We start from the raw sequence: 22,126 nt of genomic DNA, 5'->3' as shown, positions 1-22,126 counted from the left end.
CTCAGCGCCCATTTTCGAGACCGATTTCCTGGGCTTCGGAGTGATTGTCTGTGCGCTGGGTGGTGACCAGACTCGTCGATGATGACTCGCGCCATACCCGTGCCGAGTCGAAATCGTTCGAGACGAGGAGCACCACGAGTGCCGGACTTCGATCTTTTGGTGGTCGGTGGCGGCCCCGGCGGCTATGTGGCCGCCATCCGCGCGGCCCAGCACGGCTTGACGGTCGCCCTGGTGGAGAAGGAACGGCCAGGCGGGGTCTGCCTGAACTGGGGCTGCATTCCCACCAAGGCCATGCTGCGATCCGCGGAGGTTTTCCAGACCGTCAGCGCCGCAGCGGATTTCGGTGTGCACGCCGACAATGTGCGTTTCGACTTCGCCGCTGTGCGCCGGCGCAAGGACGGCATCGTCACCGAACTCACCGACGGTGTGGCGGGTTTGCTGGCGGCAAACGGAGTGACGGTCATCGAGGGCCATGCCCGGTTCATCGATCCCACCACCGTCGAGGTGCACGAGGTGGGTCCCTCCCCCGTCGGTCCGCAGGGCCCGCGCTACGCCGCCGCCCCGACCGCGCCGATCCGGCAGGTCAGTGCGCGCGATGTGATCATCGCGACCGGCTCGATGCCCGCTCGGCTGCCGATTCCCGGCGCGGACCTGCCCGGCGTGATCACCTCCGACGGCGCATTCGGGTTGACCGAGGTGCCGAAGCGGCTGGTGATCATCGGCGGCAGCGCGGTCGGCGCCGAATGGGCCAGCCTGTTCGCCACCTTCGGCGCCGAGGTCACGATCGTCGAAATGCAGGACCGCCTCGTTCCCGCGGAGGACACCGATATCGGGACCGCGCTGGGGCGCTCCTTCAGCAAGCGCGGCATTTCGGTGCTCACCGGGTCGACGGTGAAATCCATTGCACAAGAGTCGAATCAGGCACTGCGTGTGACTGTCGACGGCCCGCGGGCGCGCGAGCTCGATGCCGATGTGGTGCTGGTCGGTGTCGGTCGGCGTCCCAACACCGCCGACCTCGGCTTGGACATTGCCGCAATCGCCACCGACGACCGCGGATTCATCACCGTCGACGAGCAGTTGCGTACCGGTACCGCCCACGTCTACGCCATCGGCGACGTCACCGGCCGGGCGCTGCTCGCCCACGTCGCTTCCCATCAAGGCCTCACCGCCGCCGACGTGATCGCCGGACATCAGGCGCATATCGATTACACGGTGATCCCCGCGGCCACCTTCACTCATCCGGAGATCGCCAGCGTCGGACTCACCGAGGCCGCCGCCCGCGCCGCCGGGCACGAGGTGATCACCGCGCGCTTCCCGTTCGCGGCCCTCGGTCGAGCCAAAACCTTCGGCGAGACCGAAGGATTCGTGAAAATTGTTGCCGGGCAACAGCATCAGGAAGTCCTCGGGGTGCACATCATCGGGCCTTCGGCCAGCGACCTGATCACCGAAGGCGCGCTGGCGATTTCGCTCGAGGCGACGCTCGACGAGCTGGCAGGCACCATCCACGCCCACCCGACCCTCGGCGAGATCGGCATGGAGGCGGCGCTGGCCGGACTCGGACTGCCCGTGCACATCGCGCCACGCAAACGATGAGGAGCCACCGTGACCACGACCACCGCACCCCGTAAGACCACGTCGAAGGCCGCGGCGCGCAAGGCGTTCGCCGGTACCGATCCCGACACCCTGCGTGGCTACTTCCGCGACATGCTGTTCGTGCGCCGCTTCGAGGAGCGCACCGCGCAGGGCTATACCCAGGCCAAGATCGGCGGCTACTGCCATCTGAACCTCGGCGAGGAAGCCACCGTCGTCGGACTCGCCGCGGCGATGCGCCCGACCGACTACCTGTTCACCAACTACCGCGAACACGGCTACGCGATCGCCAAAGGCATCGAACCCGGCCGGGTGATGGCCGAGCTGTACGGCCGATCCACCGGCACCTCCAAGGGGTGGGGCGGCTCGATGCATATGTTCGACACCGCGACCCGACTGCTCGGCGGATACGGCATCGTGGGCGGCCAATTGCCATTGGCCGTCGGCGCCGCACTGGCGATCGACTACCGGGGCGGCGACGATGTGGTGGTCTGCCAAATGGGTGATGGCACAACCAATATCGGGGCATTCCACGAATCGCTGAATATCGCGGCACTGTGGCATCTGCCCGTGGTGTTCCTGGTGATCAACAACCAGACCGGCATGGGCACCACCGTCGAACAGTCCTCTGCCGAACCCGACCTCTACAAGCGGGCCGGCGCATACCGGATGCGGGGCGAACGAGTCGATGGGACCGATGTACTCGCGGTGCGGGATATCGCCACCGAACTGGTCGAAGCCGCTCGCCGGGAGGGCAAACCAGCCTTGCTGGAAGCCGTCAGCCACCGGCTCAAGGGGCATTCGGTGGTCGACCCGGCGAAATACCGTAGCGCCGAGGCGGTTTCGACCGCGCGCGAATCCGATCCGGTCGCCCGGCTACAGCGCGAGCTGATCGCCGCCGGTTTCCTCGACGAGGACACCGTCGCCGCCATCGAAGCCGAGGTGCGCGAGGGCGTCGACGCCGCCGTGGCCTTCGCCGACGCCAGTCCACAGCCGGAGCCGACGAGCCTGTTCGACTACACCTATGCCACCCCGGTGGCCGGTGAATCCCGACGGCTGCCAGCCGATCCGCTGTTCTGAAAACCTTTCCCGCAACCGCTGAGGACACCACCGTGCCTGTCATGACCTATCGCGAAGCGCTGCGCGAAACCCTGCGCGAGGAGATGCGTCGCGATGACGACGTCCTGCTCATCGGGGAAGAGATCGGCATCTTCGAAGGCTCCTACAAGATCACCGCCGGATTGCTCGCCGAATTCGGCGAGAAACGGGTGCGCGATACCCCGATTGCCGAAGAGGGATTCGTCGGCGCGGCCATCGGCGCCGCGATGCTCGGCCTGCGCCCGGTCGTGGAACTCATGACGATCAACTTCTCGCTGCTGGCACTGGACCAGATCGTCAACCACGCCGCCAAGATCTACGGCATGTTCGGCGGACAGACCAGCGTGCCGATGGTCATCCGCACTCCCGGTGGCGGCGGCCAGCAACTGGGCGCCACCCACTCGCAGAACATCGAGCTGTACTACGCGTTCGTGCCCGGCCTGAAGGTCGTCGCCCCCAGCACCCCGGCCGACGCTCGGGCACTGCTGCGCGCCGCGATCGAGGACGACGACCCGGTGCTGTTCCTGGAAAACCTCGCTTTGTACAACACCAAAGGCGAAGTGCCCGAGGATCTTCCGCCCGTCGCGATCGGCAAGGCAGCGATTACGCGTCCAGGGACCGATATCACCCTGATCGGCTACTCGCGCATGGCGACGATCGCCACCCAGGTCGCCGAACGCCTGGCCGCCGAAGGGATCTCGGCCGAGGTCATCGACCTGCGCAGCCTGCGCCCCCTGGACCGCGACACCATTGTCAGCTCGGTACGCAAGACCGGCTGCGCGGTGGTCGCCGAAGACGACTGGCTCACCTACGGCATCGGCGCGGAGATCGCCGCCTCCATCTCCGATGGCGCCTTCGACTACCTCGATGCACCGGTCCGGCGAGTCGCCGCCGCGGAAGTGCCGCTGCCCTACGCCAAAACTCTCGAACAGATCGCGCTGCCGTCCGCCGAATCCCTTTACACCGCGGCCGCGGAAACACTCGCGGCCGTGGGCCGACGCCGCTGAGAGGATTTCACATGCCCGACATCATCATGCCCCGCCTGTCCGACACCATGGAGGAAGGCGTCGTCGTCGCCTGGCTCAAGCAGGTCGGCGACAAGGTCAGCCGCGGCGATATCCTCGCCGAAATCGAAACCGACAAAGCGCTGATGGAACTCGAGGCCTACGAGGACGGCATTCTCGAACGGATTCTGTTCGAGCCGGGCTCGCGGGTCCCGATCGGCAACACGATCGCGCTGATCGGCGACGGAACCGGGTCCACGCCGGGCGGCTCTGCCGGATCGAACTCTGCTGCCGAAAGCGGTGTGGCATCGAGTAATACGGCGAAGGAACATGTAGCCCCGCAGCGAAGCGTAGGTGCGCAAGATAATCCGATCGACGCCGCTGGAACTGTTTCCGGGGCAAAACAGACCCGAACTCACAAGAAGTCCTCACCACTGGCCCGCAAGATCGCCCGCGAACTCGACATCGACCTCGCCACCGTGGCCGGCACCGGCCCCGGTGGACGGGTCACTCGCAATGATGTCGAATCCGCTTACCGCACTATCGAATCCACTCCTGCCGCACCGCCGGTAGCATCGGTGACCGCCTCGGGCGACTACGACGAGATCCCGCTCAGCACCATCCAGCAGGTTTCGGCCAAACGCCTCACCGAAAGCAAACAGCAAGCCCCGCACATCTACTTGACCAGCGCAATCGACGTCACTGACCTGCTGGCCTTCCGCGTCGAGATCAATCGCACCCTCGAGCAAGCAGGCAAGACCAAGGTCAGCGTCAACGACCTACTCGTCAAAGCGGTCGCCACCGCACTGCGCACCGATCCTGCCGTCAACGTCTCGATCGCCGACGACAAACTCCTGCGGCACCGCGGAATCCACCTCGGCATCGCCGTCGCCACCCCGGCCGGGCTACTCGTTCCCGTCGTCCGCGACGCCGACCGCAAGAGCGTCTCGGAAATCGCCACCGAAACCCGCGACAAAGCCGAACGCGCCCGCGACCGCAAACTCCGCGCCGACGAAATGAGCGGCGGCACCTTCACCATCTCCAACCTCGGCATGTTCGGCATCGAACAATTCACCGCGGTCATCAACCCGCCGGAATCCGCCATCCTCGCCGTGGGCGCGGCCAAAGACGAACTACGCCTCGACGACTCCCAGGTCGTCACCCGCAGCATCCTGCGCGTCACCCTCTCCGCCGACCACCGCGCGATCGACGGCGCAACCGCGGCGCGGTTCCTCCAACAGTTGACCGAACTCCTGGAACACCCCTTGCGCATCATCACCTGACCGGTCCTTCTCGCTGAACGGAAGGACCGGAGCACCGCACCGCCCCAGCCGGATACCGTTTCCGCGTCCACTCCAAACGCGACGAAGGAACACCGGTGAACTCACCGCTTGTATCACTGGCTCTGCCACTGGCTTTGGCCGTGATCATGTTCGGGCTGGGGCTTTCGCTCAGCGTCGACGATTTCACCCGCGTCGCGCGCCAACCAAGGACGGTCGCTATCGCGCTGGTGTGTCAGCTGCTCGTGCTGCCGGCAATCGCGTTCGGTCTGGTCCTGCTCTTCGATCTGCCGCCCACCCTCGCCGTCGGCATGCTGCTGCTCGCGTCATCGCCGGGCGGTACCACGGCCAACCTGCTCAGTCACCTGTTCGGCGGCGATGTCGCACTCAATGTGTCTCTCACGGCCGTCAATTCGATCATCGCGGTGGTCACCGCACCCCTGATCACGAACTTCGCGATCGACTATTTCGAACCCGAAGCCGGTGCGAGCGGACTGGGCCTGCAGTTCGGCAAGGTGATCCAAGTGTTCGCGATGATCCTGATCCCGGTCATCGTCGGCATGCTGGTGCGACGGGTATCCACCGACTTCGCCGACCGGATGAACCGGCCGGTGCGCATCGGCTCGGCGCTGACCCTGGTACTCGTCATAGCCGCAAGCGTGATCAGCGGTGCCGCCGACCTGCCGGGATATCTCCTCGACGTCGGCGCGGTCACTTTTGTCTTCTGCCTGCTCAGCTTGACTGTGGGCTACTTCGTCCCCAGATGGCTCGGCGTCGGCATCCGCCAGGCGATAGCCTGCTCGATGGAGATCGGCATCCACAACAGCGTCATCGCCATCACCATCGCCGTCAGCGTGCTCGACAGCACCGAATTGAGTGTGCCCGCAGGGGTCTACGGCGGAATCATGCTCCCGGTCGCGGGCGCTGTCGGTTGGCTCATCACCCGGCGACACGCCGTGGTGCGCACCGAAGAGAGTGACGGTCTCAGTCGCCGAATTCGGCATTGAGGCGGTGCAGGAGTTCGGCGAGTGTGGCCAGGTCCGATTCGGGCCAGCTCGACAGGCGTTCGTGCAGCACTCGGCGGCGGGCGGCGCGGGTCGCGTCCAGCCGCTGTTTGCCGAGCGTGGTCAGTGCGAGCAGTTGGGCGCGACCGTCGTCCGGATCTGGTTGCCGGTCGATCAGTCCGAGTTCCTCGAGTGCCGAAAGTTGGCGTCCGGTAGTGGCTTTTCCGATGCGGAAGTAGCTGGCCAGGTCGCTGGGACGGCTGGGGCCGATGGCGTCGAGCCGCATCAGGAAGGCGTACGCGGCGGGTTCGAGACCGGGATGGACGCGTTCCGCGGACTCGAACGAGGTTCTGCGGCTGCGTCGCAGCGCCACAATGAGCTGTTCCTCGATCTCGTCGATCGTGTCGTTCACCGTCTTACCCACCTCCACAGCGCCGCGTGAAGCATACGGGTTACTCAGGAGTGGCCGACTTTACCCCGGTCCGCGGTCCGGCCGCTTCGACTATGGGGTCCGGGGCATTTGTGCTGCGGAGCGGGACCTCTCGGATGAACAGGACAGCGACCAGCGCGAGCAGGGCCAGCGGCGCGGTGCAGAGGAACGCGTCGGCGACGCCGTGTCCATAGGCGTCTTCCACTACCGAGCGGACCGGGGCCGACAGCGCGGACAAGCTCGGCAGGCTGCTACCCGAATGAACACCGCTGCCGGGGATTCCGAGCCGGGCCAAACCCGTTTCGGTGTAGTGGGTGATGCTGTTCGCCATGACCGCACCCAGTGCGGCGACACCGATCGCGCCGCCGAGGGATCGCATGAAAGCGACGGTCGCACTCGCCGCGCCGATCTCGTGGACGCGCACTTGATTCTGTACGGCGAGTACCAAATTCTGCATGGTCATGCCGACTCCCGCACCGACGAAGAACATGTAGACAGCCAGCAGTCCGTAAGGGGTGTCGGCGCGGGCGGTGCCCAACGAGGTGACACCGACCACCATGAGCACGCTGCCGATGACCAGGACGATCTTCCACCGACCGGTCCGGGAGATCAGCCGCCCGGACACGATCGACACGATGGCGAGGCCGAAGATCATCGGCAGGGTGAGCAGGCCCGCCTCGGTCGGTGACGCATCCCGGGCGAGTTGAAAGTACTGGCTGAGGAAGGTGGTGCCGGCGTACATGACCACACCCGCCACCAAGGAGCCCACGACGGCCAGCACGATGGTGCGATTGCCGAACAGATACAGCGGGATGATCGGCTCGCTCGTCTTCGACTCGGTCAGCAGCAACAGCGCGACCAAAACCACTGCGCCGCTGATCATCACGCCGGTCTGCCAGGACAGCCAGGCGTACTTGTCGCCGGCGAACGAGATCCAGATCAGCAGCAGTGAGGTGGCGGCGGCTATGAGCAGCGCTCCGAGCCAGTCCACCGAGGTCTGCCGTTTGACCATCGGCAGGTGCATCGTCTTCTGGAGTACGACCAATGCGACCGCCGCGACCGGGATGCCGATGAAGAAGCACCACCGCCAGCCCAGCCAGGAAGTATCCACGATGGCACCACCCACCAGCGGTCCCACAACGGTGCCGACCGCGAACAGACCGCTCATGTAACCGCCGTAGCGACCGCGTTCGCGGGGCGAGATCATGACCGCCATGATGGTCTGGGTCAGCGCCGTCATACCACCTGCGCCGACACCCTGAATCGTCCGCGCCGCGATCAGCTCTCCCACATTGGCGGCCAGACCCGCGATGATCGAGCCCACGACGAAGATGACCAGGCTTATCTGCACGAGAAGTTTCTTGTCGACCAGATCCGACAGCTTCCCCCAGATGGGCGTGGTCACCGTCATCGCGAGCAGGGTCGCGGTGATCACCCAACTGTAGGCGGTCTGGCCCGCATGCAGATCGGAGATGATCGTCGGCAGCGCGTTCGCCACGATGGTCGAGGACAAGATCGCGACGAACATGCCGGTCAGCAGTCCGGTCAGCGTTTCCATGATTTGACGGTGTGTCATCGCGGCGCCGGGCTCGGCATGCTTGTCCAGGTCCGGCGCGGCGTGCTGCTGGTCGGCGTCCTGCAGATTCTGCGACAAGGCAGGCCTCACTCTCTCGTGGCGCTAGTGCACGCGGCACCGGATTGCCCGCTGAGTGGACGTCACCGCGGACCCCGTCGATAGTCGCTCGGGGCTACCATATCAGATTAGTTGCCCAAGGCAACTAGTCGAGGAGCGGACGAGCTACGACAGGAGACGTCCGGCCGCGTCGACGACGGGCGTTTCAGCTGCGGCACATCGGGGGAAGTTGTCCGCACCGTGCAACCAGGGTTTGGTTGTGCTCAAGAAGACCGAGGTGTTGAGGACCATCAGCAGCAGGCACAGCGGCGGAACCGCGCCCATGACCGCTTTGGCGGACAGCGACAGCTCGCCGGGATCGGTTGCGTTGAACGCGTTTCCGAGGACGCCGACGGCGACACCACTCAGCAGCAGAACCCCGAAGTACAGTCGGATGATTCCGGTCCGATACGGCAACGTTCCGACCATCACAAAGCAGTAGGCGATCTGAAAGACCGTGAGGCCCACCACGATCGGCCACAGCCACGCGATGGTCGACGGCGTTCCGGCCAACCGTGCCAGATGATGTGCGAACGCGAAGGATGCGACCGCCGCCACCGCAATCAGGACCGAGGCGGACACCACAGCGACTCTGTTGACCGAGAGCCGCTCAGTCCATGGGTTCATCCGTTCCTCCGAGTTGAGAAGACTTGAGAATGGCTGGAATTCGTCGCCGCCGACATCAAAAAGCAACAGCCGGCGAAAACGGCTGCGACCGACGGGACTCGTTGCCGCCGCGGTCGCCGTGATGAATCGAGCGATATCAGCTGGCGCAGTGGGCAATCCAGGCTCGCGAACAGCTGGCGCAGCTTCCCCGAGCGTCGCGCGTTTCTGCCCGGCTCTGGGTGTGATGCCGTCGAGCCAGTCGCGTGCCCGGCCGGACGTGGCCTGCTCGCGGCGGACGCGTCTGCTTACCTGTGCCGGGCCGATAGCTGCGCGCGTTGCATTTTCAATGCGTCTACCGCCGCGCCGGTCTGGCGTAGTTCAGCGTGCGGTTCGGCGGTTTCGGTAACACGTGCGACGATCGCACTGGTCACGACGGGCCCCTTCGGGTCTTGTCTCTCCTCGGTGCAGCTTTGTCTCGCACAGTATGCCCTCGGCAGCACACCGACACGCGGAATACCGACATTCGCCGGCCACCGCACCGGATCGCGATGCGTACCGCAGGTTGCGGGCTCGTGGCTCTGATGGCCTGGCCCGCAACCTATTCGGATGTTCGATCAGGACTTCTTGTACAGCTTGTAGATATCTTCGTTGTAGGTCGTCATCATTTTCGCGGCCTTGGCAAGTCCGCCGAGCGGGTCCTTGATCTGGACCGAGCCGAATTGTTCGCTGGCCGCGTCCGCAGCGGCAGCGGCAAACCACAGGATGTTCTCGAGGTCCGCGGGCGGGATTTCAGCGAAGTCGGTGACGATGTCCTCGAAGACGAGCGGCGACTCGACGACCGTCTTGACGAACGATTCGGTCGCCCTGATTGTCAGCGGAACATCCGCGCCGATGAGCCTTCCATCCAAAACCGTGCAGCCCACGAACTTTCCGGTCGAGTCGATGCATCCCTTGAACGGATTGCGGAACAGCACCGGATCGAGATCCACCGGGTGACAGGCCAGGAAGTGTTCTTCGCCCGGTGTCGCGACGAGCACATACTCCGTCTCGTAAAGGCTGATGCCGCGGTCGAGTGCGGGTATGGCGGAAACGCCTTTGTCGCGCAGGGTCGCGATATCTATGCAGAGCAGATACGGCGCCTTGTTGACGATGTTCAGGACATTCTTGTCGCCGCCCGCAGATGCGGCGGTACCGATGAGTGCGCCGATGTTGCGGCAGAACGAAGAAGTTCGCACGTGCGGGCTCTTCTTCTCGTTCCCGCCGCTGTGCGCACCGATGATCTTGATGATTTCCGAGATGGCCGTATCGGCACCGATCGATATCTTCTCCTCGTACGGCGTCGCACTGAAGCGCCAGATGTACTGGTGGTCAGGGTCATCGAATTCGGTGTAATGCCGCCAACCATGCGTGCCCGTGTAATCCATCCAATCCTTATGGGAGCGCCACAGATCCGTGAGCCCACCCGCAAGTACCGCTCGGCCGCTGTCGTGCAACCACTTCAGATGCCGTTCGGCGGCAGGCGAGAAAGCGGATGCCGCGGCGGGTTGTTGTACTACCGCTGTCGGCGATTGTGCCGGAGCCTCGGCCTGCGCCTCCTTCTCGGTGTTCTTGGCACGGACGACAATCTTGAACTTCGACTTCGGTTGCTGGTGCCGAATCAGCTGCCCCGCAGCGGGTTTCGGCGGCTGGGCGGAAGTCGTCGCCGCGTGGCCCGTCGGCTCCGGTAATGAATGGGTCATGACTGCTCCTCCGATGAAGTCCGGCACCGCGGGGCGCACTCTCGCCCCCGAGCCAGGATCGCACCCGCACTCCGCCGACTCACCGATTTCGCGACCGATGTTTTTCCGGATTTTCACGCTGAAGATCAACTGCCGCAACTGATTTCGTGGGTCGGCAAGCCGAATCGTCCGCGATGCCGCCCAGCTCCACCGATCGCGATATGACCCCGACCGTCATCGGCGATCGGTGTTCGACGCAGGCCCGGACACGGCGCCGCGCGATGGCGGTCGCCACATGAAAGTCTGTCCGAAAGACGGGTTCCGGTCGAGGACAGTGGCGCGGTCTCCGACGGGCAGGGGTGTCGACGGAGAGTGGCAGTCGGTACAAGGGCGGCGCCGGCCCAGGCCGTATTCGGCTTCGTGACCGCAGGCGATGGCGAACCGGTAACGGTCTACGAGCAGCCCGAGCAGAAGGCGATGCCGGCCGAACCCGACATGCGCCGCGAGATCTTCAGCCACGGTCCGACGCTGCGGGTAAGCGCTGGTGAGCCCGGCCGAATACGCGACGAGATCCAGCTCGATGAAGGCGACGCCGACTGTTTCAGGTGCGGTAGGCCGGGAACGCCCAATTTATGGAGGAAGTACTGGAACGTGAAAGCAAATGGGAGGTCGACGGGGTCTTTTCTCTTCCGGCATTGGACAACCTCGTCTCCGACAGTCGTATCGAGAAGACGTCGGTCGAATTGACCAGCACCTATTTCGATACCTCCGAGCGAGATCTGCTCGCTCACAATCTCACCCTGCGCCGCCGGGAAGGTGCCGACGAATCCGGTTGGCAGTTGAAAGTTCCCCATCCGAGCGGTCGCACCGAATTGCATGCTCCGCTCTCGGAGGAACTGCCGCCCGAGTTCGTCGAGCTGGTCACCGGCGCGGCGCTGGGCAAACCACTGCACGCGATCACCACGATTCACACGCTGCGCAATCGCCACCGTGTCCTCGGGCCCGACGGCGAATTGATAGTCGAAGTCGACGACGACATCGTCGATACGACACCGCCTGACGGAAGTTCCGTCGCCTGGCACGAGATCGAGGTCGAACTCGGCCCGCGGATCGACGCGGTACCCGAGGCGCTGGTGGACAGTCTCGCCGAGGCGGGCGCACGCAGGTCGGAGTTTCCCTCCAAGCTGTCCCACGTGCTGCCCGCGCAGGCCAGGCCGATCACCGACACTGCGGCGGAGCGCGCCATCTATGAATACATGACCGCGCAGATCGACATGATCTTCGCCGGTGACGTCGCTTTGCGCCGCGGCCAGGAACCGATCCACGACACCCGTGTCGCGACGCGACGCCTGCGCAGCACCCTGCGCGTGTTCAAAAAGCTTTTCGACCGCTCCGCCATCGGTGGTGTCGAGGACGAATTGAAGTGGTATGCAGGGCTACTCGGCGATGTGCGCGACTGCCACGTGCAACATCGCCGTATGGCCGACCAGGTGCACAAACTGCCGCCCGAACTCGTCCTCGGCCCGGTCGCCGCGCGCATCGACGCGACGATTCTGTCTCGGCAGGTGCCCAGTCGCAACGCACTCACCGAGGCCATGGACTCGACTCGCTACCTCGAATTGCTGGCGACCCTGCATGCCTGGCAATCGCACCCGCCGTTCGACAGGCGACTTCGCAGACGTGAACCTGTGAAACGAGCTCGCAAGGCCGCACGCAAAGCCGATCGCCGGCTCGCGACCGCCCTGCGCGACCAACGACACGCGTCATTGCACCGCGCCCGCAAGGCCGCCAAACGAGCCCGCTACGCCGCCGAACTAGTCGAGCCCGTGGGAAAGCGCAAGCAAACGAAGTCGAACATCAAGTACTACAAGAAGATTCAAAGAGTGCTCGGCGACTACAACGACGGCATCGTATCGTCACGATTCCTGTGGCGCACCGCGACAACCGCAGGCACAGCAGCGGGCGAGAACGGCTTCACCTTCGGCCTGCTGTACGCGAACGAAATGCACGCCGCCGACGATGCCCGGCGTAAGGCCGCCGAAATCGCCACGAGGTAGCAAGCCGCAGGAGTCGTCGGGGCGCGACCGCAGCGCGGATTCAGCTGGACTGTGCGGTCAAGAAGTCTCTTGCCTGCCTTGGTCCACGATCCAGGCAGCGATCTGTGCGCGGGAGGTGAATCCGAGTTTGCTCAGGATATGTTCGACATGCCCATCCGCGGTGCGTTGCGAGATCACCAGTTTCGCGGCGATCTGCCTATTGGTGAGGCCTTGGGCGACAAGGTCGGCGACCTGATGTTCACGCTTGGTCAATTGCGGACCGGAAGCGGCGGGCGGGGCGGTTGGCGTCTCCCCCAGCGCGTAGGCCACCGCCGCGTGCATTCCCATGACCTGGCCGCGCCGGAACGCCGCATCGAATCCTCGGTCACCGAGCGCACGACGCACCGTTCGCTCACATTCGTCGTGAGATCTGGCCAGCTCCGGGAAAAAGATCGAAAAGCCAGAGGCGGACCGCAACAGATTTTCCACAGCGCCCATCAGTACGGCCGCGCGCTCACCATCACCATCGGCGACGATCCAGGCCAGCCCCTCGAGATCGAGAGCCATGACGAGAGGGCTGCGCGCGGACCGGGTGAATCGCAGCGATTCCTGCAGCAACTGGTGTGCGTGGGACCGCTCGCCCTGCTGCCATACGACAATTCCCTTCGCCCCCAGGGCGGTCGAGCGAAAATATAATTCGCCGCACCCTTCGGTGATGGAAAGAATTTGGTCGTAATACTCGAGCGCCCGCCGTTTATCCCCCAGCAGAGCGTGTGCCCAACCGAGCAGCACCAGCCCGGCAATATGGAGACATCCCCTCGGGTTCGAGCTGAACACTTCGACGGCACGCTCGAAACAGGAGATCGCGCGAGCCGGTTCATTTCGATACAGCGCCACGGTGCCCTCGGCCTCAGCGATCAGCGCCTGGTTGAAGGGAGTGGGATCCTGTTCGGCGACTGCGCGCCCTTCGTCCAGTAGGACAGCTGCTGACTCGAGGTCCCGCTGCATCGCGGCTGCGTTGACACTGTCATGCAACGCCCTGACCCGGTCGGGTATCGACCGTGCGGCGGGGTTGGCAAGGGCGCGCCCGAGCCAGCGTCCGGCCTCCCCGCACAGGCCCCGAGAGCTCCAGAAGACAGTGGCCAACGCGGCGGCGGTGCGTAGCCCAGCCTCGGCCGAGTCTGCACTGTCCTCGGACACGCAGAACTCGAGCGTATCCACCAGGTTGGGTTGCTCGCGTTCGAGCCGGGTCAACCAGTAGGGCTGCCGGTCGCTGATCCAGCCCGCCTCGGCATCCAGCGCCAACCGCTGGTACCAGTCGCGGTGTCGTCGACGCAGATCCCGATATTCACCGGACTCTTGTAGCGCCTCCCGGCCGTAGTCGCGCATCGTCTCGAGCATCCGGAAACGCACGACGTCACCGAGCGTCTCCCGGTTCACGATCGATTTGTCCACCAGGGAGGACAACGCATCCAGCAAACTCTCCCGCTCCAGGTCCACACCGCACACCTGTTCGGCGGCGTCGAGTTCGAAGCCGCCGGTGAATAGGGACAATCGGGCCCACAGCCGCTGCTCGTCCGGTGTGCACAATTGGTAGCTCCAGTCGATGCACCAGCGCAGCGTCTGTTGCCGCTTCGGCGCGGTGCGGCTGCCGCGGGTCAGCAGCGCGTACCGGTCGGTGAGCCGCGCCAGGATCTGCTCGGGCGACATGGTGCGCATCCGCGCCGCGGCGAGTTCGATCGCCAGCGGCAACCCGTCCAGCCGGGAACAGATGCCGGCCACGGCGGCCTTGTTGTCGTCGGTGAGTTCGAAGCCTGGCACGACCGCCGCCGCGCGTTCGGCGAACAACGTCAACGCGTCGTATTGCGGCAGTCCCCGCAGCGTCGGCTCACCGTTGGTACCCGGAACGGTCAGCGGCAGCACGCGCAAGACCGCTTCCCCGGCGATGTCGAGCGGCTCGCGGCTGGTGACCAGTATCCGCAGACTCGGACACGCCAGCAACAATGTTTCGACCAGCTCCGCCAGGGCCTCCACAATCTGCTCGCCATTGTCCAAAACGAGCAACGTTTCCCGGGAGCACAGGAACTCGACCAGGACGTGCTGCATCGGTCGGCCCGAATCGTCGCGCAGGCCCAGCGTGGACGCCACGACGCCGATCAGCAGTGACGGGTCGCGCACATCACCCAGCTCGATCACCCACACCCCATCGGGGAAATCGCGCCGCGCGTTCGAAGCCGCCCGCAACGCCAGGCGAGTCTTGCCGACACCACCGATTCCGGCCAACGTCACCAGCCGCGACGCCGACAGCAGGTTCTTGATCTCGGCCACCTCGGTGCGGCGGCCGACGAAGCTGGTCAACTCCAGCGGCAGCTCGCCGGTGTTGGCGCGACCCCCGGCTGGCTGCGGCGCAGCCCATGCCTGCGACGGCGGCGTGTGCTCGCGCGGCCCGCCCTCCGGTGTCCGCAGCGCCATCTCGCCCACCTGATATCCGTGGCGCCGCTGTACCTGCCGGATGGCCTCGCCCACTCCGGTGGCCGACGGCCGCTGCTGTGGATCCCGGTTCATCGCCGATTCCACCACCGCCGCAACGTCATCGGGAATGCCACCCGCGCGCAGGTCCGGCACCGGCTGGCTGGTGATCCGCAAAAACTGCGCCACCACCTGCTCACCGCTACGACGCTCGAACGCGGCGTGCCCGGTCAGCGCACAGAACAAGGTCGCACCCAGCCCATAGACATCCGCGGCCGGAGTCGCGGCCTCACCACCGAGCACCTCCGGGGCAGTGAACGCCGGAGACCCGGTCAGGATGCCCGTCGCTGTTCGGAATCCGCCCGACATGCGCGCGATACCGAAATCGGTCAACGCCGGCTCACCGTAATCGGTCAGCAGAATATTGCCCGGCTTCACGTCCCGATGCACGATCCCGAGCCGATGCGCGGTCTCGAGCGCACCCGCGATCTTCACCCCCACCCACAACACGGTCTCCACCGGCACCGGGCCCTGCCGACGAACCCACGCATCCAGCGAATCCAAGGGGTGATATGGCATCACCAGATAGGGATGGTCACTCGAAGTGACTCCGACCTGCAGCACCGTCACGATGTTCGGATGTCCGGTCAGCCGGCCCATCGCCTGCTGCTCGCGGAAGAACCGCTCCCGATTGTCCTCGTCCAGCACATCGGTCAGCACCTTCACCGCAACCGTGCGATCCAGCGCCAGCTGCGTACAGCGATACACCACACCGAAACCACCGCGGCCGATCTCCGCGGCGTCCTCGAACCCGGACGCGCTCAACTCCACCGCGACGGGCACGCTCACGTCACGTTGGGTCTGCGGCGCATCATCGCCGACCATCAGCGGCGTGCGATCCACTCGGCATGCGCACCGATACCGGGCACCATCTGCTCACCCTTCCGACAATGCCCAGCGTATCGCCAACAAAGGCGAACGGTCCGCCGGTTCCCGTCGCGAGTTCCGAGGCCCGCTTCACCAAACGAGGTCGGGGGTGGACAAATGGGCACAAGGGCGAAAGGCTGTTGGTGAAGTGCCAGCTACTCGCCGGAGGGATCCGATACCCCTCGGTGCGGGACCCGGGCTCGACCACTTCGAAGCGAGCGACGATGGATCAGAACCTCGGAGCGAGCACACCCGGCGCCGGTGTCGCCCGCGCGACGGCAACGCAGACCGCGTTGACGACCCTGGTTGCCCAGTTCGCCGGAGACTGGAAAGCATCGAGCGAACCGCCCGATCTGTCGGCCCACCTGCCCGTCGAGCCCGCGCTGCGGCGGACCACGTTGATCGAGCTGATCAAAGTGGATCTGCACGAACGGTGGCAGCGCAGCGACGACGCGCTGCGCCTTGCCGACTATCGCGAACAGTTTCCGGAATTGGGCGCTGCCCCGTTGCCGCCGGACCTCATCTACGAGGAGATCAGTGCCCGCAGCTGCCGCAACGATGTCGACCTCACCGAGTACGAGCACGACTATCCGGCCCAAATGGCCTGCATCACCGAGACTTTCGATGCCGGCGGCCTGCGCAGCACGCTGCTGGCCGACCCCAGCGCACTCGACGCCCTCGAGGCCATCGGTACGGGCACCGCCGTCGACGATTTCGATCTGCTGCTGCCGCTGGGCCGCGGCGCCTTCGCGCGCGTATTCCTGGCTCGGCAACGCTCGATGAGCCGGCTGGTGGCGGTGAAGATCTCCCGCGACCGCGGCACCGAGCCGCAGACGCTGGCCCAGCTCGACCACGATTACATCGTCCGCGTCTTCGATCAGCGTCAGCTCGCCGAACAGCATCTGAAGCTGATGTACATGCAGTACGTGCCCGGCGGCACACTGCTGGGTGTGCTGCGGCAACTGCACAGCACCCCACCGGTACGACGCAGCGGCAAACTGCTGCTGCAGGCCATCGACGCCGCCACCACGAGCGGCGGCGTGCTCGAGCCGCAGCACTCGCCCGCGCGCGCGGAACTCGAACAGCTCACCTGGCCGGAGACCGTAGCCTGGTTGGGTGCCCGGCTGGCGACCGCGCTCGATTACGCCAATCGCCATGGTGTGCTGCACCGCGACATGAAACCCGCGAATGTGCTGCTGACCGCCGATGGTCAGCCCAAACTGGCCGACTTCAACATCAGCTTCAGCCGCCACCTGCCCGGCGCGAACCCCGTCGCCTACTTCGGCGGCTCACTGGCCTACATGTCCCCCGAACAACTCGAGGCCTGCCACCCCGCCCTGGCCACCACTGCCGCCGATCTCGATACCCGCAGCGACCTCTACTCGCTGGCTGTGGTCCTGTGGGAATTGCTCACCGGACGGCGACCGTTCGACGACGGGTTCGGAGCAGGCGAATCGGAGCAATCGTTGCAGGCGATGATCGATCGACGACGTCGGCTCGTCGATGCGAACCTGGAGGCCGACCTGCCCCCGGACTGCCCGGCCCTACTGCGTCACGCACTGCTCACCTGCCTTTCGCCCGACCCTGCCGACCGTTACCCGGGCGGCGCCGAACTGGCCCAACAGCTGGAATTGAGCCAGGACCGGGCCGCCCGCGACCTGGTCGACCCGCCCGCACACAGCCTGCGGGCACGGCTGCGCATGCGGCCGATCCCGGTCGTGATTCCGGCGAGTATGTTCGGCCAGGTCGCGGCCGGACTGTACCTTTCGGCGCACAACGTCCGGCTGATCCAACTCCAACTGGGCTCCGAGGCTGCTGGGCGGCTGACCCACCTGGGGTACGTGGTGATCGCGATCTCCTATCCGGTCGCCATCGCCGGCCTGCTGTATTGGTGCCGCAACGTCTTTCTGGTGCCCGACGGCCTGCGCCGGGGCAAGCAATTCGACGAGGCCACCCTCGCACGGGCGCGCGCGGATACCCTGGCCTGCGGCGACCGGATCGCGGCGGTCGCGTTTATCGGATGGATCCTGGCCATGGGAATCTTCGCGGTGAAGCTGCTGTCGCTGGGGCCGATACCGGCCGGGCTGCTGACGAATCTGATTGCCTCGAGCCTCGTCGCGGCCGCGGTGGCGGTCGTGTACACCTACTTTCCGGCCACGTTTTTCGTCTTGCGCTGGTACTACCCGGGTTTGGTCGCGGCCGGTCACATCTGCCCCGACGACGCCCACAGACTGCATCGGCTGATCCGGCGCAGCCGCGTGTATCTCGGTGTGGCAGCATCGGTTCCGCTGATCGGCGTGTCGTTGGGGCTGATATTCCTGACGCCGCATCAGCAGCACACAGTGATCGGCTCGATAGTAGCCCTCTGCATAGGTGGGCTCCTCGCGTTCGCCGTCGCTTTGCGCACCTTCTATGCCCTGCAATCGGATCTGGCGGCCCTGGAGCGCATCGTGAACCCGCATTACCGTACCCACACCTGACCGCTGAACGACCTGCCATTGATCGCTGACACCATGGGGTGATATTTATGCGAACGGACGGAGACAGCTGGGACATCGTGACGAGCGTGGGTCTGACTGCCTTGGGCGTCGCCACATTTCGCGCACTCGAAACGCTCGATCCCGAGCCGATGATCCACGACGACTTCGCGGCGTGGTTCGTGGAGGCGGCGGGTGAACCGCACTTTCTGCAGATACTGGAAGAACCGGCGTCGGCGGGCTCAGGCGGATTGTTCGGGCGGTTCATGGGGGTTCGGACAAGATTCTTCGACGAGTTCTTCGCCGCGGCGTGGCAGCAGGGTGTGCGCCAGGCGGTGATCCTGGCATCCGGTCTGGATGCGCGGGCCTATCGGCTGGATTGGCCCGCGGGCATGGTCGTCTACGAGATCGATCAGCCCCGTGTGCTGGATTTCAAGGACCGGGTGCTCACCGAACACGGTGCCGTCGCCACGACCGATCGGCGGGCGCTGGCGGTCGATCTGCGCGAGGACTGGCCCGCCGCGCTGACTACTGCCGGTTTCGATCCGGGGCGGCCGGCGGCGTGGTCGGCCGAGGGGCTGTTGCCGTTCCTGCCGGGTTCGGCACATGACGCGTTGTTCGAACGCATCGACGGCCTGTCCGAACCCGGCAGCTGCGTGGCCGCCGACGACTTCGGCCGCGGCATGGACCAGCGCCACTTCGACATGGAGGAAAAGTTCTTCGGCCCCAACCCGTTCGGCAACTTGAACGTGCACGACCTGTGGTACGACGACGCGCGCGCCGAGCCCGGCGACTGGCTGTCTCGGCACGACTGGTCGGTCCACCGGGTCAGCCCCTTCGATCTGGCCGCCACCTACGGCCGCCCGATCACCGACTTGCCCAGCGACCTGCCTGCCGAACTGCTCGACCGGCTGCAGCAGGCGGCCTACATATCCGCCGAGAAGCACCGGTGAACCCGGACCTGCGTGGCCGGCTCAGCCGTTGGCGAGTGCACGGTCGGCGAGTGCGACGATGACCGGTCCGAGTGTTCTGGCGTAACTGACGGTGAGATGGTTGTCGTCGCGGTACACCAGGTTGTCACCGATGATGAGCGGGCAGCTGGCGGCAGTACAGAACAGCGAGGTCAGATCGGCGTACTGGCCGCCGCCGGTGGTAGCTGCCGCCTGCTCAGCCGCTATACCCGCGTCGTCGACCGCTTCCGGCCGCGCAGGCGCGCATGCCGCGGCATTGTCTATATGTTCGGACAGGCACGCGGGCACGGTGGTGTGCGGATCGGGAATCGACCCGAGCACGAGGACCGCCGCCCCGGTCGCTCGCAGCTGGCCGACCAGGCGGTGCAGGCTGTCGATCCAGGCCTGGTCGTAAGAGACGAAGCCGAAGTCGGCGCCGTAGCGCCGGGACATGCTCACCACGATCAAGTGGGGGCGTTCGGCCTGCAACCTGGCCAAGATCTGGCCGCGCCACTGCTCGCATTCGGTGTACTCCCGGCCCAGATAAGGGCTGGTGATGGGCAAGCCGAGCAACGGACAGGTGACCTTGGCCATGGTTTCCAGCCGCCAGTGCCGCTGCGCGGCGATCGACTCGAATGCGGGATGCCACATCGCTGCGTGTGAATCGCCGACCAGCGCCACTGTCGTGAACGAGTCCGGATCGCCGGAGGCGCACTCGGCCTGTCCCACGTCACGCCACGATCGCACGCAGCCGTCGACGAACACGCCCGCCTTGTCGCCGGGCGCGTCGGCCAGCGAGGGTGTGAGATTCGAAGGGACAGCGCGGATTTCGGCCGAGGCGGCGACTGCGGCCTGCGTCTGCGCGGTGAGCCGCCGAACGTTCGCGTCGTGCGCGTCCGCGCTGGAGGTGGCCGGTGCGGCCGGTGTGGCGAGCGTGAGAGCCGCGGCCGCTGCGCCGCGGCCGACCGGGACGGGAGTGAGCACGAGCAGCATCAGTGCCACACCGCCGGCGACCGCGGTGATCGCGCCGCCGCAGGCGAGGCTGCGTGCGGCCGACCCGCGCAACGCGGCGGCGAAGCGAACCGGGTTCTCGACCAGCCACAACGTGAGCATGGCGAGTCCGCCCGCCGTGATGACCGCGCCCATCGAGCCGCCTCGACCGAGTTGGTGACCGAGCACGCACGGCGCCAGCAGCAGTACCGGCCAGTGCCACAGATACCAGGAGTACGACACGCGTCCGATCGCCCGCAGCACCGGCACCTCCAGTCTGCGGCCGACCCCGAATCGTGTTTCCACACAACCCGATACGATCACCAGGGCGGTACCGAGAACGGGCAGCAGGGCGGCAGTGCCCGGATACGGTGTCTTCCCGTTCAGCTGGGTGCACGCCGCGACGATCAGGGTCAGACCGATCCATCCGGCAGGGACGGCGACCGATTTCGGCAACCGGGACCACGCACCGGCCGACAGCGCGATCATGCCGCCTGCGCCCAGTTCCCAGGCCCGCGTCGGCAGCGAGAAGAACGCCCACGGTGGCAGCGTGTGGGTCCAGGTCAGCGAGATCGCGAAGGAGAACACGGCGACAACCGCGAGAACGACCAGGTACGGGAAAACAGCGGCCGATCCGATTACGCGCCGCCGCGCGAACCACGCCGTGCCGGCGATCAGTGCGGGCCACAACAGATAGAACTGCTCCTCCACACCGAGCGACCAGAAGTGCTGAAACGGCGACGGAAGCGTACCGGCGGCAAGGTAGTCGGTGCCGTGCAGCGCTAGCCGATAATTACCGGCGTACAAGGCGCTGGCGATTCCGTCACCGAGGACTTGGCGAGCCTGCAGCGGCGGCAGCAGAACCGCCGCGCCGATAGCCGTGGCAACGACCACCACACCAGCCGCGGGCAGCAGGCGGCGGGCCCGCGCGCCGTAGAATCGGAGCAGCCCGACAGTATCGGCGGAAGCCGCTTCCCGCCAAAGGATTCCGGTGACGAGGAATCCGGAAATGACGAAAAAGACGTCGACACCGATGAATCCGCCCGCGAGCCCGGGCGTGTCCGCATGAAAAAGCACAACGGCAAGTACGGCGACTGCTCGCAACCCCTCGATGTCGGGCCGAAATCTCCCGTGCGGTGTCGCATCGGGCGCCTGATCAATCCGCCGATCTAGCAAACCGCCGCTCGCCGCCACCGTCATGCGCGGCATTGTTATCGGTATCGCTGGCTAAGTCACGGCAACTCACCGCGCGCCGAGCGCCCGACCTCGATCTTTCGGCACCACAGGCAGATCGAGTTCGGTTCGGGATCTCACTGTGCGCCGAGCGCGCGGCCGTCTTCGACGCTACTGTGGTCCAGCCCACAATCGAGGCCGACTACCGCGTGGGGGAAGCGCGGTCCATCCCGGGAAGGCGCATGGCAATATGTCGCGAACGATCCTCTACCCATCCGACGAGTTGATCCGCACCGTGACCGCCACCCTGCTCGGAGCCAATGAGCAGTCGGACTCGACTCCCCTCTTCTTCGGCCTCACCCTCGCGGGTCCGGATCAGATCGGCGTTCTCACGCTGCCGACATCCGCTGACCCGCCGTTCCAGGATTTGGCGACGCTGGTCTTCTCGCGGGCGCCCCGTAAGACGCTGTGGGGGTTCGGATTCCACGCGGAAGCGGCCCTGATGCGGACCGCCGACGCACGGGGCAATCTCTGGTCGGCGTCGCGGGAGCGCACCGGCGCCGATGTCGTGGAAACTTTCCGGTCGGCCGATCACGGTGTGCCCGACGATCCGATCGATCGAGAGCTGTGGGTCGCCGCACTGGCTCTCGCAGCGCTCTGAGCAAACGGTGAGCGCCCTGCCCCGGATGCAACCCATGTGAC

Annotated in this window: 15 protein-coding genes; 9 read left to right on the top strand and 6 right to left on the bottom strand. The window is 65.7% G+C overall.

Translation table 11 applies throughout. The features are described from left to right. The first annotated feature begins 138 nt into the window (after nt 1-138). The 5 genes from lpdA (at nt 139) to ACQPYR_RS18675 (ending at nt 5,979) form a co-directional block, all read left to right on the top strand. Complete coding sequence (gene lpdA, locus ACQPYR_RS18695; RefSeq protein WP_433633902.1) at nt 139-1,593, top strand: dihydrolipoyl dehydrogenase; 1,455 nt, start codon at nt 139-141, stop codon at nt 1,591-1,593. Between the two features lie 9 nt (nt 1,594-1,602). Beyond that, nucleotides 1,603-2,670: a pyruvate dehydrogenase (acetyl-transferring) E1 component subunit alpha gene (pdhA, locus tag ACQPYR_RS18690; protein ID WP_433633900.1), complete on the top strand. Its 1,068-nt coding sequence runs from the start codon at nt 1,603-1,605 to the stop codon at nt 2,668-2,670. A gap of 41 nt (nt 2,671-2,711) precedes the next feature. After that, a complete protein-coding gene (locus ACQPYR_RS18685; RefSeq protein WP_433633898.1) occupies nt 2,712-3,695 on the top strand; it encodes an alpha-ketoacid dehydrogenase subunit beta in 984 nt (327 codons plus the stop codon). Nucleotides 3,696-3,706: 11 nt separating this feature from the next. Beyond that, complete coding sequence (locus tag ACQPYR_RS18680; RefSeq protein ID WP_433633896.1) at nt 3,707-4,975, top strand: dihydrolipoamide acetyltransferase family protein; 1,269 nt, start codon at nt 3,707-3,709, stop codon at nt 4,973-4,975. Nucleotides 4,976-5,070: 95 nt separating this feature from the next. Continuing rightward, nucleotides 5,071-5,979 carry a bile acid:sodium symporter family protein gene (locus tag ACQPYR_RS18675; RefSeq protein ID WP_433633894.1) on the top strand — a complete coding sequence of 303 codons (909 nt, stop codon included), beginning with the start codon at nt 5,071-5,073 and terminating at the stop codon, nt 5,977-5,979. Here ACQPYR_RS18675 and ACQPYR_RS18670 read toward each other — a convergent pair. The 4 genes from ACQPYR_RS18670 to ACQPYR_RS18655 all read right to left on the bottom strand — a co-directional run bounded on the left by ACQPYR_RS18670 (nt 5,957) and on the right by ACQPYR_RS18655 (nt 10,423). Then, complete coding sequence (locus ACQPYR_RS18670) at nt 5,957-6,388, bottom strand: MarR family winged helix-turn-helix transcriptional regulator (RefSeq protein ID WP_433633892.1); 432 nt, start codon at nt 6,386-6,388, stop codon at nt 5,957-5,959. The genes ACQPYR_RS18675 and ACQPYR_RS18670 overlap by 23 nt on opposite strands. 40 nt (nt 6,389-6,428) lie before the next feature. Continuing rightward, on the bottom strand, nt 6,429-8,060 hold the full coding sequence (locus ACQPYR_RS18665) for an MDR family MFS transporter (RefSeq protein WP_433633890.1): 1,632 nt from the start codon (nt 8,058-8,060) through the stop codon (nt 6,429-6,431). A 144-nt stretch (nt 8,061-8,204) separates the two neighbouring features. Beyond that, nucleotides 8,205-8,705, bottom strand: coding sequence for a hypothetical protein (locus ACQPYR_RS18660; RefSeq protein ID WP_433633888.1), 501 nt, complete (start codon nt 8,703-8,705; stop codon nt 8,205-8,207). A 593-nt stretch (nt 8,706-9,298) separates the two neighbouring features. Then, nucleotides 9,299-10,423: a hypothetical protein gene (locus ACQPYR_RS18655; RefSeq protein ID WP_433633886.1), complete on the bottom strand. Its 1,125-nt coding sequence runs from the start codon at nt 10,421-10,423 to the stop codon at nt 9,299-9,301. 611 nt (nt 10,424-11,034) lie between these two features. Between ACQPYR_RS18655 and ACQPYR_RS18650 the strand changes: the two genes are divergently transcribed. After that, nucleotides 11,035-12,459, top strand: coding sequence for a CHAD domain-containing protein (locus tag ACQPYR_RS18650; protein WP_433633884.1), 1,425 nt, complete (start codon nt 11,035-11,037; stop codon nt 12,457-12,459). Between the two features lie 57 nt (nt 12,460-12,516). Here ACQPYR_RS18650 and ACQPYR_RS18645 read toward each other — a convergent pair whose 3' ends face one another. Next, complete coding sequence (locus ACQPYR_RS18645) at nt 12,517-15,810, bottom strand: protein kinase domain-containing protein (RefSeq protein ID WP_433633882.1); 3,294 nt, start codon at nt 15,808-15,810, stop codon at nt 12,517-12,519. A 248-nt stretch (nt 15,811-16,058) separates the two neighbouring features. On the opposite strand from ACQPYR_RS18645, the gene ACQPYR_RS18640 reads away from it, so the two are divergent. Together ACQPYR_RS18640 and ACQPYR_RS18635 are read left to right on the top strand one after the other, a co-directional pair. Then, complete coding sequence (locus tag ACQPYR_RS18640) at nt 16,059-18,314, top strand: serine/threonine-protein kinase (RefSeq protein ID WP_433633880.1); 2,256 nt, start codon at nt 16,059-16,061, stop codon at nt 18,312-18,314. Nucleotides 18,315-18,361: 47 nt separating this feature from the next. Continuing rightward, nucleotides 18,362-19,264 carry a class I SAM-dependent methyltransferase gene (locus tag ACQPYR_RS18635; RefSeq protein ID WP_433633878.1) on the top strand — a complete coding sequence of 301 codons (903 nt, stop codon included), beginning with the start codon at nt 18,362-18,364 and terminating at the stop codon, nt 19,262-19,264. A 21-nt stretch (nt 19,265-19,285) separates the two neighbouring features. On the opposite strand, the gene ACQPYR_RS18630 is transcribed toward ACQPYR_RS18635, so the two are convergent. Further along, a complete protein-coding gene (locus tag ACQPYR_RS18630; protein WP_433633876.1) occupies nt 19,286-21,451 on the bottom strand; it encodes an acyltransferase family protein in 2,166 nt (721 codons plus the stop codon). Nucleotides 21,452-21,674: 223 nt separating this feature from the next. On the opposite strand from ACQPYR_RS18630, the gene ACQPYR_RS18625 reads away from it, so the two are divergent. Next, nucleotides 21,675-22,085: a hypothetical protein gene (locus tag ACQPYR_RS18625; protein WP_433633874.1), complete on the top strand. Its 411-nt coding sequence runs from the start codon at nt 21,675-21,677 to the stop codon at nt 22,083-22,085. Nucleotides 22,086-22,126: the final 41 nt, after the last annotated feature.

This window comes from Nocardia sp. CA-120079 (assembly GCF_050955745.1).
Classification (GTDB): Bacteria; Actinomycetota; Actinomycetes; order Mycobacteriales; family Mycobacteriaceae; genus Nocardia.
The sequence above is the reverse complement of the archived record's forward strand: the minus strand, read 5'-3'. Positions and strand labels throughout refer to the sequence as shown.

Excerpts from the sequence above, each read along its gene's own strand:
- ACQPYR_RS18650 (WP_433633884.1), top strand. The coding sequence starts at position 11,035 with ATGGAGGAAGTACTGGAACGTGAAAGCAAATGGGAGGTCGACGGGGTC.
- ACQPYR_RS18680 (WP_433633896.1), top strand. The coding sequence starts at position 3,707 with ATGCCCGACATCATCATGCCCCGCCTGTCCGACACCATGGAGGAAGGC.
- ACQPYR_RS18625 (WP_433633874.1), top strand. The coding sequence starts at position 21,675 with ATGTCGCGAACGATCCTCTACCCATCCGACGAGTTGATCCGCACCGTG.
- ACQPYR_RS18660 (WP_433633888.1), bottom strand. The coding sequence starts at position 8,705 with ATGAACCCATGGACTGAGCGGCTCTCGGTCAACAGAGTCGCTGTGGTG.
- ACQPYR_RS18640 (WP_433633880.1), top strand. The coding sequence starts at position 16,059 with ATGGATCAGAACCTCGGAGCGAGCACACCCGGCGCCGGTGTCGCCCGC.
- ACQPYR_RS18655 (WP_433633886.1), bottom strand. The coding sequence starts at position 10,423 with ATGACCCATTCATTACCGGAGCCGACGGGCCACGCGGCGACGACTTCC.
- ACQPYR_RS18685 (WP_433633898.1), top strand. The coding sequence starts at position 2,712 with ATGACCTATCGCGAAGCGCTGCGCGAAACCCTGCGCGAGGAGATGCGT.
- ACQPYR_RS18635 (WP_433633878.1), top strand. The coding sequence starts at position 18,362 with ATGCGAACGGACGGAGACAGCTGGGACATCGTGACGAGCGTGGGTCTG.
- ACQPYR_RS18630 (WP_433633876.1), bottom strand. The coding sequence starts at position 21,451 with ATGACGGTGGCGGCGAGCGGCGGTTTGCTAGATCGGCGGATTGATCAG.